Here is a 13,430-nt window from a genome sequence, read left to right as displayed (position 1 = left end):
TCGGGCGTCCGGTCGAGCGGACCTCGCGGATCGCGCGCTCACGGAGTTCATCGGGGTACTTACGTGGTGCTGGCACAACTCGTGGTTCTCCTTACGCCTGGAAGCGTAACCCAGGCTTCAGGGACTCCACGAAGATCAGTGCAGCTCACATGTCACACGGCGCGGGTGGAATCGAACCGGCGTCGGGCTTCCTCGATGTGGTCCAGATAGGTGCGCGTCCAGGTGCACATACCGTTGACCGTGGCGCGCAGTGCCTGGCCGGCTTCGGTGAGGCGGTATTCGACGCGCGGTGGCACGACCGGGTGGACGGTCCTGTCGACCAGTCCGTCCCGTTCGAGGTGTCGCAGTGTCTGGGACAGCATCTTGTGGCTGATGCCTCCGACCTCCTTCTGCAACTCGGTGAACCGCAGGGTGCGGTCGGCCAGGACATTGATGAGCAACAACGCCCACTTGTTGGCCACGCCCGCGAAGACCTCACGGGCCAATGAGTCGGCACGGGTCAGGTCGGTATCGGCCGGATCACGGGCCGGCTGCTTGGTTACCACGAGGTGCCCTTCTCACGGAAAAGTGCGTTCTTCCAGCTCAGAGCATACTCTCCTAGGGTTAGTCCGTATCCGCTGGATAACGCTCGCAGCGTGAACGGACTCCTGGAGCCATGATGATTCTCAAGACGTACGCCCGCCTCTGGGCCGACGACCTGAGCGCGACCCTCCCCCTGCTGGAGCGCCTGACGGGACAGCACCCGGACTTGCAGTTCGCTTTCGACGAGATCGAGATCGCCGCGATCGGCGACTTCCTGGTCATCGCCGGACCGGCCGAGGAACGCGCTCGGTATGCCCACGCCACGGCCACAGTCATCGTCTCCGACCTCGACCAGACACGACTGGCGCTGGATGAGGCAGGCGCCGAGATCACCACGCAGGAGGCGACCAGCACAACCGGCCGCTTCCTCTACGCCCGTCACCGGGGCGGAGTAGAGGCCGAGTACGTCGAATGGAAGCCGGACGTCCGGCGCCAGGTACTCGGCGCATAGGTGCAGGCCGGAGCGCGGTGCCGGTGAGGCCGGTGGAGCCCGTTTGAGCGAGGCCGCCGACCAGCCCGCGCCGGAATGGGACTGGGACGGCAATGTCGACCACACACCCACCATCACCAGGACGGGAACGGGCGAGAGCGGGTGTGGCACAGGGCTCTGAGGTGCCAGCACTTCGCCACCGGCATTGAAGCGTCAGCGACTTCGGCCACGCGCTGGCCGTCGACCCACCCGGACGTTCGACCGAGCAACCAGCGTTCCAGACGGCACCCGGCCACCATCCAGGCCAGAAGTGAGGCCGGAGCTGTGCCGCACCGCTACAACCGCCGCGCAACTGGCTTCCTTCTGATCGGACGCACCGCATCGGGGCCGGCAGCTTGGGGTGAGGCAACCGGGCCGGCCGGTTCGCGGGGCGACAACAGCAGTGGTGTGGGGACCTATGTCATCAGCGTGCCGGCGTAGTCCTGTAGTGGTGGCCCCTCGGCCGGGCCAGGGTGGTGGCCGGAACCGCTACCGGCGCGGGCGAGACCGCCGCCAAACGCCTCGACGCGACGCGGGGCGTGCTGAACCTCGCCGCGCGCGGGACGGACGTGGGAACCTCGGTTCCGATGGACCAGGGCACGCCCGGCGGGCCGGTTCAGCATCCCGGCTGGAGCTGCGGAGACAACGTCAGGGCACGTGCGGCGTCGTGCAATTGGGCTGCCCAGGCCCGCTGGTCAAGTCCGAGCGTGTACTCGATGCAGCAGTCGCATTGCGGGATCAGTACCACGAAAGATCGCTCCTCCTCGGTCTGGACCTCCGTCTCCCACCAGTCATCCGTCGCCAGATCAGCGGGAGTCAGCTCTCCGTCGAGGAGTCTTGCCGCCATCCGGCGCAGTGCGTGACACCGCGCCAGGCCTCGATCGGGCAAATCGATTCCGGACTCGGCGAGTGCTCGCTCGAACAGGTCGCGAATATCGCGAGTGTCCGCGTTGCGGGGCCAACCGGCCAGCTCGCACAACGTCGGCGTGTCCAGGCCCGCTGCGAGCGCCTCCGCGGCGATCATCGGCAGTTCCTCCGGGGCGATCTCACCCGCCCGGTAGCGGCACGCGACCTCGCCCAGGGCCCTGAGCCCACTCCGCGTCGAGAGTTCCGGTTCCGGCCTGGTTCCTTCCGCGCCCATGGCTCCCAGAGTGTCAGCTCTCCCTGGGGGGAGGCTACCCACGGCCGAGTCCGCGCGGGACCCGCCCTCGCGTTCCGCGTCAGGAGGCAGCGAACCGTGCGGGCACGGCATCGCGGGGCGACGGCGCCGCTCCGGTGTTAGTTTCGTCCCCGTGGGGGATCACCAGGAGGAGACCAGCGCGGCCTACGACGAGATCGTCGAGCTGTACGCGTCGACGTTCGCCGATCGGCTGGAGACGCGGCCGTTCACACGGGCCATGGTCGGCACCTTCGCTGAGCTGGTCCGCGGCACGGAGAACCTGCGGGCAGCCGACGTCGGCTGCGGGCCCGGGCATCTGACTGCCATGCTCCACGACCTGGGGCTGGACGCCTTCGGCCTCGACCTGTCCCCGGCCATGGTCGATTACGCCCGACGCGCCCACCCGTCGCTGCGGTTCGACGCGGCGCGGATGGAGGCGCTGCCGATAGAGGACGGCGTGCTCGGCGGTGTGATGGCCCACTACTCGATGATCCACACTCCTCCGGGGGAAGTGCCCGCGCTGCTGGCCGAACAGGCGCGTGTCCTGGCACCCGGGGGCCTGCTCCTGGTCTCGTTCTTCGCGACCGACGGACCCGAGCCGGTCTGGTTCGACCACAAGGTGGCGCCCGCCTACAGCTGGCCGGTGGACCGGTTCGCCGAGCTGCTGGCCGGGGCCGGGCTCATCCCTTTCGCCCGGCTGCTGCACGACCCGGCCTCCGAACGGGGCTTCCTCGACGCCCACTTGCTGGCCCGCCTCCACCAGGGCGATCGCGGGGGGCATTGATCCCGCCGCCGTAGGCGAGAAGGACCGAGGGGCCACGGCCCACCGCAGGCGACGCCCATGGGACAGCGGCTGGCCCGCCCTCATCTTCGTGATCAGGCGCGGGTACGCTCCGGCGCGGGCGAGGCGGCGCTGACGGCCCGCCCCGAGGTGGTCAGCCGAGGTCCGCCTGCGCTTCTGTCACGCTCGGCGCGGCCGTCTCCCTCGGTCTGTCGGTTCACCAGGGGTGCCGACCGCTCGCTGCGGCTCCATTCCGGTACCCAGACGCCGCCGTCGGGGCGGCCGGGGTAGGCGGTGGTGAGATGACGGCGCAGCGCAGCCAGGGACGGGTGGTGGTTGTCGACGTGCCAGACCAGTGAGTGCGGGTAGAGCGGGGTCGGGTCGGTGACCGGGATGCGGCGCAGGTCGTGGCCGACGGGCCACACCAGCGGGGTCTGTTCGCTGACGAAGGTGGCCAGTGTCGTGGAACCGGCGATGGTGTCCAGCAGGGGCTCGATGCCGAAGTCCGGGCCGACCGAGTCGACGACGATGCCGTAGGTGGCCGCGAACTCGTCGTAGTACGCCGACCACTCGGTGCCGGGCAGATTGCCGGGCATCCAGATCCGGCGGCCGGCGAGCTGGGCGGGAGTGACCGCGCGGGCGTTCGCGAACTCGTGCCCCGGTCCGGTGAACAAGTGCAGCGGTTCGTCGAAGACAGGCGTGGTCTCCACTACGCGGGGGAGCTGCAGCCCGGGCATGGTCAGGGCGCGGAACGTCGCGTCGATGGTTCCGTCCCGGACGGCGGCGACGGCCGTGTCGGAGTCGAACAGCGTGACGACGTCCAGTTCGATCTCGGGGTGGGCACGGTGGAAGTCGCGCAGCAGGCCGGCGAGGGAGAGCCGGCGGCCGATCACGTCGACGCGCAGTGCCCGGTGTCCCGGTCGCACGGACGTGATCGCACGTTCAGCGGCCTGTAGGAAGGCGCGGGCGTGGGGCAGGAACGCCTGCCCGTCGATGGTGAGCCGTGCTCCGCGGGCGTCGCGGCGAAGGAGCCGGACACCGAGTTCCTTCTCCAGGGCGGCAATCCGCTTGGAGACCGCCTGAGGCGTGACCGACAGATCGACGGCGGCCTCCTGGAACTGTCCGGCGTCGACGACGGCGACGAAGGTGCGCACGGCCATGACGTCCATGCGTCTCATCCTATGCGGACAACCAGGAGTTGATCAGATCCGCCCTGTTGGTTGTTTGATTCCGGAGCTTGCCGGCAGTTCTGATGGCTCGGGTCAACCTCTGGTTGATGGCTTCTCGTACGAGCCGTGACGAGAGGTCGCCCCAGCAGCTGTATCCGGAGCACCCCCTGTGAGGAACCATGCCTGAGCGAGACCGCCTCTACGTCCGCACCCCCGAGTTCGCGCGGGTGGCCGAGCGGATCGAGCACGTGACCACACTCACCTCCCGGCTCAACGTCCTGAGTTTCGACGACAAGGCCACGCGCGCGGCGCTGTTCTCCGAGATCATCGGCAAGCCGATGCCGGACTCCGTGACCGTCTTTCCGCCGTTCTACACGGACCACGGGTTCGGCATCGACTTCGGCGAGAACGTCTTCGTCAACCAGGGCTGCACCTTCCTGGACCAGGGCGGTATCCACCTGGGCGACGGCGTCCTGATCGGCCCGAAGACCAACCTCATCTCGTCCGACCATCCGCTTCCGGCGTCCGAGCGCGCGGAGTTCATCACTCGCGCTCCCGTCACCGTCGAGGCCGGCGCATGGCTCGGCGCGGCGGTGACGGTTCTCCCCGGTGTCACGATCGGTCGGGGTGCCGTGGTCGGAGCCGGAGCCGTCGTCACGAAGGACGTTCCGCCCGACACCCTGGTGACCGGGCCGGCCGCGTTCACACGGCGGCAGTGGGGCGCCTGAGGCCGGGCCGGCCCACGGCCCGGAGATGTCGCTCTCGTCGTCGGTGAGCGACGGTTCTCCGGGGTGGGCGGTCTCGCCGCTGCGAAGCAGGCCGCGTTGTCCGCGCCGGGGGGACAGGCCGCCGCTCCCGGGCGCGCGGCTGGGGACGGGCCCGCCCGCGCAGGCCGGGAGCGGGCGGGACCGACGGTGATCTACAGTCCTCCTTGCCGCGCGTCCGGGTGCCGAAAGGGCGCTGCCATTGGGGAGTTGTGTCATGGAGAGGCTCACGCCGGACGACCCGGCAGAGGTCGGCGGCTACGCGCTGCTGGGCATCCTGGGCGAGGGAGGGATGGGCCGCGTCTACCTGGCGCAGAGCCCGGGCGGCAGGGCGCTCGCGCTCAAGACGATCCGCGCCGATCTCACCCGTGATCCCGGCTTCCGTGCCCGTTTCGGGCGGGAGATCAGCAATTCGGACCGGGTCCGCAGCGCGTGGACCGTGCCGGTCGTCGACTGGAGCCGTGAGCCGGGTGGCCGGCAGTGGCTGGCCACCGAGTACGTTCCGGCGCCCTCCCTTCTGGACTGGACCAAGCAGCACGGGCCGGTGGCGGCCGACCTGCTGCCGGTCCTGGGCCGTGAGCTGGCCCGCGCGCTCACGGTCGTGGGCGAGGCCGGACTGATCCATCGCGACCTCAAGCCGGGGAACGTGCTGCTCGGTCCGCGCAATCCGCTGCTGATCGACTTCGGCATCGCCCACACCGTGGACGAGTCACGGTTCACCACCGCCGGCGGAGTGATCGGTTCACCCGGCTATCTCTCGCCTGAACAGGCCAACGGCGAGGGCGAACTCACCCCCGCCAGCGATGTGTTCTCGCTGGCCGCGCTGTTGCACCACGCCTCCTGCGGTCATGGGCCGTTCCTGCGGCCCGGTGAGTCGGCGTCGGTGCCCACGCTCCTGTACCGCGTCGTCCACCACGAGCCCGACCTGAGCGGGCTGCCGCCGCTGCTGCGGGACGCCCTCGCCGACGCCTTCGCCAAGGACCCCGCCGAGCGCCCGCTCCCGGCGGAACTGGCCGAACGGTTCACCCGCGTCATGGCTGAGGGCCACGGCTCCCGGCCGTGGCGGGCGGCGCTGCCCGAGGCGCTCCGCGCCGACCACGCCAGCCGCGCCGACGCGATCTCCCGCGCCACCCGGGCGATCACCGCGCGGGCGGCTGTGCCGGCGTCCGCAGCGGGCGAGCACCCCTCGGGCGGTTTCGGGCCGCCGCTGCCGCAACCGTTCCCGGCCCCGTCGCCGCACGCTGCGTACGGCCGCCCCCAGCACGCGCAGCACGCGCCGGCCTGGCCGCCCGGCCCGGGAACCGGCCCGAGGGCACCGGCGCCACCGACGACGGACGAGCGCCCCTGGGTCGGGGTCTTCCGCCGCGGCTGTCTCACGGTGCTGGCCATCGTGGCCGGGCTGATCGGACTGGCCGCCCTGCTGGTCGTGCTCGTCTCCGAGGCGCTGTAGGGCCCGGTCACCGGCGCCGGGCGGTGGAGCCGGGGGCGATGGAGCTGGTGTACGGGGAGCGCCCCCGCCCGGTGCTCGGGCGCCCCGGCGCTCCGGCGTCCCGGGGTCCACCGGCCGGGTGAGTGTCGAGCGGGGCGGGGCGGGGAACGCGTGGATCCCACAGCGGCGACACGACGCCCCGGGCCGCGAGCGCCCGCCGTGTCCCCGGTCGGCGGTCACAGAGACGGGACCACATCATGCAGATTCATCCGCGAAGGGCAGTGGTCGACGGGTCCGTGGCCGAGACGAGGCTGCGGGGACGGGTCGCGGTGGTGACCGGCGCCGCCCGGGGGGTCGGCAAGGCGCTCGCCCGCCGCCTGTCCGGGGCGGGGATGACGGTCGCGCTGCTCGGACGGGAGAAGGAGACCCTGTTCCAGGCCGCCGCCGAGCTCTCCAGCGAGAGCATCTGTATCGAGGTGGACGTCACCGACCGCGCCGCGCTCGCCCGGGCGGCCCAGCGGGTCGGGGAGCAGTTCGGCCCGGCCTCGGTCGTGGTCGCCAACGCGGGGATCGCGGCGGGCGGGCCATTCTCCTCGTGTGATCCGGACCTCTGGCGGCGCGTCATCGAGGTCAATCTCGTCGGCGCGGCGAACACCGCGCGTGCCTTCCTCCCCCAGCTCGCCCGTTCGCGCGGCTACTTCCTGCAGATCGCCTCCACCGCCGCGTTCGGTTCCGCGCCGATGATGAGCGCCTACTGCGCGTCCAAGTCCGGCGCCGAGTCGTTCGCGCTGGCGCTGCGCGGCGAGGTGGAGCCGGACGGTGTCACCGTCGGTATCGCCTACCTGCACTGGACCGGCACCGACATGGTCGCCGACCTCGACCTGCACCCGGTCCTGCGCGCCCTGCGCGCCAACCAGCCGGGGCCCGCCCGGCGCGTCCACTCCCCCGAACGGGTGGCCGACTGGCTGACCGCCGGGATCACGCGCCGTTCGCACCAGATCTACGCGCCGCCCTGGCTGAGGTACTGCCAGCCGTTGCGGCCCCTCTTCCCCGCGGTCGTCGGCCACATCGCGCGACGTGAGATGCGCAAGCTGCCGCTGGAGGAGCTGCGGTCGGCGACCGGGGTCATGGGGGACGGCGGGCGCGCGGACTGGAACCCCACGGACGGGCGAACGGGGGCGCCCCTCGACGGCGACCGGACCACTCCCCCGCGCTGAAGAGCCCGCACCGTCTCCGTGACGAGCCGCCCGCGCGACGCTCGACGCGTCACCGCCGCCGGCCGGTCGCCTGTTCGAGCGCGGACCGTGCCGGACGCCGTCCGTCGGTCTCGCGCTGACGGCGCGCGAGCGGGATGTGGTGGTGCTGGTGGCGGGCGGTCTCACCTACGCTGAGATCGCCGAGGGGCTGTCGATCACGGTGGGCACGGTCAAGACGCATCTGGGCAGTGCGCAGACGGGGATCGCGGCCCGGAACCCGTGGGGAGGTCGCCTCGTGGGCCTGGCGTCACGGAGTGGCGGGGCCTGGGTGACGGAGCGTCGCAGGGTGGCCGGGCAGCCGGCCGGCGGGCCACCCACCCGGTCGCGTCCGTGTCGGTACGGGAGCGGGCACGCGGCACCGGGTCATCATGGGCGGATGGACGCCAAGCAGATCCTCACCGACGGATTCGGACGCATCCGTGAGGTCGTCCACGATGTCGTGGACGACCTGCCCCAGGAGCACCTCAACACCCGCCCCGCCGAGGGCGCCAACCCCATCGGCTGGCTGGTCTGGCACCTCACCCGGGTGCAGGACGACCATGTCGCGGACGCCGCCGGCACGGAGCAGGTCTGGAACACGCAGGGGTGGGCGGAGCGCTTCGGACTGGCGCTCCCCGAGACGGACACGGGCTACGGGCACGGCGCGGCGGAGGTGGAGGCGGTGCGTGTCACCTCCGGCGACCTTCTGACCGGGTATTACGACGCGGTCCACGAGCGGACGCTCGACTTCGTGTCCGGTCTTCGCGCGCGCGATCTGGAGGAGATCGTGGACGCCTCCTGGGACCCACCGGTCACGCTGGGGGTCCGGCTGGTCAGTGTGCTGGGTGACGACCTGGAGCACGCGGGCCAGGCGGCGTACGTGCGCGGGATGCTGCGCGGACGCTGACGGCGCGCTTCGTCGCCCGTCGTCGCCCGTTGTCGCACGTCGTCCAGGCGGGTGGACGGCCGGGTCTGAGCGGCTGACGCTCCGTCCGGTGCGGGGCGGCACGCCACCCGCTCCGCGTCCGCCTTGCCCGTCGCGGCCCGGGACCGGCCGGACCGGCGGCCGGTATGTGCGCAGGTCGGAGCGCCGTGGCGGCGACTCCGGAAAGAAAGCGCTTCCTGCCTGTTGACCTGGGACTCTCCCGCCCTTTGACTATGCCGGGCCGACCAGTGCGGACGCCGCCCCCGGCTCACCCCGAGGCGGGGGTCGCGTTCCCCCGAATGGGAGTTGAGGATGAGATCCATAGCAACGAGGTCCAGAACGGTGCGCCGGCCACGGCCCGCGCGATCCGGGGTGGGCGCCCTGATCGTCGCCGTGCTGGCCTCGGGGACACTCGCGGCCGCTCCCGTCGCACAGACCGCACCGCCGGTCGGGGCGGTCACCGCGGCCCAGACCACGGCTACGGCGGCCGCCGGCGACCTTGTCTGGGAGGCCATCACCTTCGGCCAGTCCACCGACCTCAACTTCGCGTCCAACGTGCTGCCGGAGAAGATCGGCACCAACTACGCGGCCCCGGAGCACCCCGGCACCATCGACGGCAGGATCGTCCTGGAGAGCCGCGGCGGCAAGCTGGCGCAGGGGCATGACGGCCTGACCTTCTACCAGACGACGCTGGACGCGAACACCGACAACTTCGTGCTCACGGCCGACATGACGGTGGAGCAGTTCGGACCGGAGACGGGGGCAACTCCCAACTCGCAGGACAGTGCCGGAATTATGATCCGGGACGTCAACGGCGCTCCGCGTCAGGAGCCGATGGTCGACGGCTTCGAGGAGGTTCCCGCCGCCTCCAACATCTTCGGCACGGGCATGATGCGCCACGGCGTCAGCGGGATCCATCGCACCGGGGTCGTGGAGCCCTGGGGTAACCCGGGCAGCGAACTCAGCGCCGCCGCCCTCACCACCGACTCCCGCTACGCGCTGCCGGTCGGCACGCCCGTCAGCCTGCGGCTGGAGCGCACGGACACCGAGTTCGTGATGTCCGCGACCTTCACACACGCGGGCGAGCCCGCCACCTTCGAACGGCGCGTCGCCGGTGCCGACTGGGTGCAGGACATCGACCCCGACCGCATGCACGTCGGCTTCTACGCCGCACGGAACGCCAAGGTCAGCTTCGACAACGCGAACCTGGAACTGAGTGAGGCCGACACCCAGCCCCGGCCGCCGGTCGAGACCGCGCCGGAGCAGCCCGCGCTGGCGCTGCTCTCCCCCGCGGAGACCAGCACCCGCCAGTACACGCTGCAGGCCCGGCCGAACTACGCCGGAACCCTGACCGTCACGGACGGCACCGGGAAGCGCGTCGCGAAGACCCGGCTCGACGCACACGAGGTGTTCAGCAAGAAGGTCCGGCTGCGCTCGGACCGGGCCGAGTTCACCCTCACCCTCACCCCGTCCGAGGGCCCCTCGACCACTCCGGTCAGCCGGTCCCTCACCGTCGAGCACACGGCGTACGGAGAACGCGGGGACGGCCGGACCATCCACGCCTCCCCCGCCGGAACCCCGTCCGCCGCAGGCACGGCGTCGCGCCCCGTGGACCTGCCCACGGCACTGAAGTACGTCGCCCCCGGGGGCCAGGTGCTGCTGCACGGCGGCACCTACGAGCCGGCCGGCACCCTGAACCTGAGCGAGTCCTACAGCGGCGTGAAGCGGTCCCCGAAGACGCTCAAGCCCTACCGCGGCGCCTCCGTGGTGATCGACGGACGGGAGGCGCTGAGCGTGGTGCTGCGCCTCGACGCCGACCACTGGCGCGTCGAGGGCTTCCGGATCACCCGCGCGGCCAACAACGCGATGCGGGTCAGCGGCAGTCACAACACCATCTCCGGCATGACCTTCAACCACAACGGCAACACCGGCTTCCAGCTCAGTGGGAGCGGTGACAACCCCGACCTGTGGCCCTCGCACAACCTGATCGTCGGCAGCGAGTCGCACGACAACCGCGACGCGAGCGACATCGACGCCGACGGCTTCGCGGCGAAGCTCGGGGTCGGCGCTGGCAACGTCTTCCGGGGCAACATCTCGCACCACAACATCGACGACGGCTGGGACCTCTACAACCGGACCAACGAGGGTCCGAACATGCCGATCACGCTGGAGAACAACGTCGCGTACGCCAACGGGCGCCTCAGCGACGGCCACAACGAGAACAGCAACCTCGGCAACGGCTTCAAGCTCGGGGGCGAGGGACTGCCCGTGAACCACGTCGTGCGCGGCAACATCGCCTACGACAACAACATGGACGGCTTCACCGACAACTTCAATCCCGGGCAGCTGCGGCTGTCGGGCAACACCTCCTTCGACAACAAGCGCTTCAACTACCTGATCCGGTTCTCGCCCTACTTCACTCCGGAGGAGCAGGGCGTCTACCGCGACAACCTGTCCTTCCGCACGGCGACGGGCCGCGGCGGCGCCGAGCCGGCGGCCGACTTCATCTCCGGGGACGTCGACCGGACCAATGTCCTCTTCGACGGCCAGAGGTCCGTGAACGGTGACGGCTCGACCACGGCGACCGCGGCGGACTTCCGGTCGCTGGTGCTGCCGGGACGCTACGAGCGCGCCAAGGACGGGACCCCGCTGCACGGTGACTTCCTCCGGCCTGCGCGTAAGAGCGAGCTGAACAAGGCCGGCACCAAGCGCTCCGTGATCGGCGCGCTGGACGGCAGCCGCCGCTGACCGGCCGCCGGGGCCGCTGCCGCGCACCGTCACGCGCGGTGGCGGCCCCGGGTGGCCCGACGGTGCTCCGTCGGGGTACACCGACGGAGCACCGTCCGCCCGGCGGGCAGCAGCCGCGGCCCGGTGGGCGCACCGTAGAATCCCTGGTTGTGACTGCAAAGCCCCGCATCCCGAACGTCCTGGCCGGCCGCTACGCCTCGGTGGAGCTGACCCGGCTGTGGTCCCCCGAGTACAAGGTGATCCTGGAGCGCCGGCTGTGGCTGGCCGTGCTGCGGGCGCAGCGCGATCTGGGGATCGCCGTGCCGGAGGAGGCGCTGGCCGACTACGAGCGCGTCCTGGAGCAGGTCGACCTGGCCTCGATCGCCGAGCGGGAGAAGATCACCCGCCACGACGTGAAGGCGCGCATCGAGGAGTTCAACGCGCTCGCGGGCCACGAGCAGGTCCACAAGGGCATGACCTCCCGGGACCTCACGGAGAACGTGGAGCAGCTGCAGATCAGGCTGTCCCTGGAGCATGTGCGGAGCAGGACGGTGGCGCTGCTGGCGCGGCTGGGCCGGCTGGCGGGCGAGCACGCCGGTCTGGTGATGGCGGGCCGCTCGCACAACGTCCCCGCGCAGGCGACGACGCTGGGCAAGCGCTTCGCGACCGCCGCCGACGAGCTGCTGGTCGCGTTCGGGCGGCTGGAGGAGCTGCTGGCGCGCTACCCGCTGCGCGGGGTGAAGGGCCCGGTGGGGACCTCCCAGGACATGCTGGACCTGCTCGGCGGTGACCCGGACAAGCTCGCCGACCTGGAGCGGAGGGTCGCGGGGCACCTCGGGTTCGCCACCGCGATGACCTCGGTGGGGCAGGTGTACCCGCGGTCGCTGGACTACGAGGTGGTGACCGCGCTGGTGCAGCTGGCGGCGGCTCCGTCGTCGCTGGCGAAGACCATCCGGCTGATGGCCGGCCAGGAGCTGGTCACCGAGGGGTTCCGGGCGGGGCAGGTCGGTTCCTCGGCGATGCCGCACAAGATGAACACGCGCTCCTGCGAGCGGGTGAACGGGTTCGCCGTGATTCTGCGCGGTCACGCCTCGATGGTGGGCGAGCTGGCGGGCGACCAGTGGAACGAGGGCGACGTCTCGTGTTCGGTGGTGCGCCGGGTGGCGCTGCCGGACGCGTTCTTCGCGTGGGACGGGCTGCTGGAGACGTTCGTGACGGTCCTCGACGAGTTCGGGGCGTTCCCGGCGGTGGTCGACCGGGAGCTCGACCGCTATCTGCCGTTCCTGGCGACGACCAAGGTGCTGATGGGCGCGGTGCGGGCGGGGGTCGGCCGCGAGGTGGCGCACGAGGTGATCAAGGAGCACGCGGTGGCCTCGGCGCTGGCGCTGCGGGAGGGCGCGGAGCGCAACGAGCTGCTGGACCGGCTCGCGGAGGACACGCGGATCCCGCTGGACCGCGAGCGGCTGGCGGCGCTGATGGCGGACCGGCTCTCCTTCACGGGTGGCGCCGCCGCGCAGGTGGCGGAGGTGGTGGCCGCGGTCGAGGAGGTCACCAAGCGGTATCCGCGTGCCGCGGACTACGCCCCGGGGGCCATTCTCTGAGGGTCACGGTCTCCTTCGGGCGGCGCTGGTGGGACACGGCCGGTGTCCGCCTCTCGCGGGTGGGCGTGTCAGCGGTTACGATCGCGCCCACCAGCGGCGACCCCAGGGAGGCGGACGGTGGGGAAGCTCACGGGCGGTGACCCGTCCCTGCTTCGCAAGATCAACTCCGCGGCGGTCCTGCGCGCCCTGCGGTCCGCGGACACTCCGCCGACGCTGACCGATCTGGCGGGCGTGACGGGCTTGTCGCGACCGACGGTCGAAGGCGTGATCGAGGGGCTGGCGGAGGCGGGGCTGGCCGCGGAGGCCGCCGGCGGGAGCGGTGCGCGGCGGATGGGCCGGCCGGCCCGGCGGTTCCGTTTCCGGGCGGAGGCCGGCCACGCCCTCGGGGTGGAGATCGGCGCGCACCGGGCGTCGGTGGTGCTGGCGGATCTGGCCGGTGGACGGCTGGGCACGGCGGCGCGGGAGGTGTCGGAGACGGCCTCCGCGGAGGAGCGGCTGGCGGCGGCCGTCGGGGCGGTCGCTGACGTCCTGGCGGCAGCGGGGGTCTCGCGGGGCTCGTTGCGGGTGGCGGGGGTGGGCACGCCGGGGA

Annotated in this window: 12 protein-coding genes and 1 pseudogene; 10 read left to right on the top strand and 3 right to left on the bottom strand. The window is 71.6% G+C overall.

The features are described 5' to 3' along the window. Positions 1 to 152: 152 nt before the first annotated feature. Positions 153 to 545, bottom strand: coding sequence for a winged helix-turn-helix transcriptional regulator (locus tag E0D90_RS16705; protein ID WP_130799077.1), 393 nt, complete (start codon positions 543 to 545; stop codon positions 153 to 155). Between the two features lie 113 nt (positions 546 to 658). Here E0D90_RS16705 and E0D90_RS16700 point away from each other — a divergent pair, with 113 nt between their 5' ends. Further along, positions 659 to 1,033, top strand: a complete 375-nt coding sequence (locus E0D90_RS16700; RefSeq protein ID WP_103502516.1) for a glyoxalase — start codon at positions 659 to 661, stop codon at positions 1,031 to 1,033. Positions 1,034 to 1,667: 634 nt separating this feature from the next. Here the strand turns inward: E0D90_RS16700 and E0D90_RS16695 are convergent. Next, entirely contained in the window at positions 1,668 to 2,192 is a 525-nt protein-coding gene (locus tag E0D90_RS16695) for a hypothetical protein (RefSeq protein ID WP_103502514.1), read from the bottom strand. 151 nt (positions 2,193 to 2,343) lie between these two features. Between E0D90_RS16695 and E0D90_RS16690 the strand changes: the two genes are divergently transcribed. Then, positions 2,344 to 2,994, top strand: a complete 651-nt coding sequence (locus E0D90_RS16690) for a class I SAM-dependent methyltransferase (protein WP_103502513.1) — start codon at positions 2,344 to 2,346, stop codon at positions 2,992 to 2,994. Positions 2,995 to 3,086: 92 nt separating this feature from the next. On the opposite strand, the gene E0D90_RS16685 is transcribed toward E0D90_RS16690, so the two are convergent. Next, the gene (locus E0D90_RS16685) at positions 3,087 to 4,160 is read right to left on the bottom strand and encodes a LysR family transcriptional regulator (RefSeq protein WP_103502512.1); all 1,074 of its coding nucleotides are present in this window, start codon (positions 4,158 to 4,160) and stop codon (positions 3,087 to 3,089) included. A gap of 179 nt (positions 4,161 to 4,339) precedes the next feature. Here E0D90_RS16685 and E0D90_RS16680 point away from each other — a divergent pair, with 179 nt between their 5' ends. From E0D90_RS16680 to E0D90_RS16645, 8 genes and pseudogenes are all read left to right on the top strand, one after another. Next, positions 4,340 to 4,888 (top strand): DapH/DapD/GlmU-related protein, encoded by a 549-nt coding sequence (locus E0D90_RS16680; protein WP_103502511.1) that lies wholly within the window; start codon positions 4,340 to 4,342, stop codon positions 4,886 to 4,888. Between the two features lie 253 nt (positions 4,889 to 5,141). Next, entirely contained in the window at positions 5,142 to 6,374 is a 1,233-nt protein-coding gene (locus E0D90_RS16675; RefSeq protein ID WP_130799076.1) for a serine/threonine-protein kinase, read from the top strand. Between the two features lie 236 nt (positions 6,375 to 6,610). After that, positions 6,611 to 7,570 (top strand): SDR family oxidoreductase, encoded by a 960-nt coding sequence (locus E0D90_RS16670; RefSeq protein ID WP_130799075.1) that lies wholly within the window; start codon positions 6,611 to 6,613, stop codon positions 7,568 to 7,570. Between the two features lie 136 nt (positions 7,571 to 7,706). Further along, positions 7,707 to 7,757, top strand: a pseudogene (locus tag E0D90_RS28495) (hypothetical protein); the annotation flags it as partial. 228 nt (positions 7,758 to 7,985) lie between these two features. Beyond that, positions 7,986 to 8,495, top strand: a complete 510-nt coding sequence (locus E0D90_RS16660; RefSeq protein WP_103501538.1) for a mycothiol transferase — start codon at positions 7,986 to 7,988, stop codon at positions 8,493 to 8,495. A gap of 330 nt (positions 8,496 to 8,825) precedes the next feature. Next, entirely contained in the window at positions 8,826 to 11,261 is a 2,436-nt protein-coding gene (locus E0D90_RS16655; protein ID WP_227870267.1) for a right-handed parallel beta-helix repeat-containing protein, read from the top strand. 149 nt (positions 11,262 to 11,410) lie between these two features. Continuing rightward, the gene (gene purB, locus E0D90_RS16650) at positions 11,411 to 12,841 is read left to right on the top strand and encodes an adenylosuccinate lyase (protein ID WP_130799074.1); all 1,431 of its coding nucleotides are present in this window, start codon (positions 11,411 to 11,413) and stop codon (positions 12,839 to 12,841) included. A gap of 117 nt (positions 12,842 to 12,958) precedes the next feature. After that, a partial coding sequence (locus tag E0D90_RS16645; RefSeq protein ID WP_157996875.1) for a helix-turn-helix domain-containing protein occupies positions 12,959 to 13,430 on the top strand: 472 nt, incomplete at its 3' end.

Origin of the sequence: Streptomyces otsuchiensis, assembly GCF_004305975.1 — a bacterium.
Classification (GTDB): Bacteria; Actinomycetota; Actinomycetes; order Streptomycetales; family Streptomycetaceae; genus Streptomyces; species Streptomyces otsuchiensis.
The sequence above is the reverse complement of the archived record's forward strand: the minus strand, read 5'-3'. Positions and strand labels throughout refer to the sequence as shown.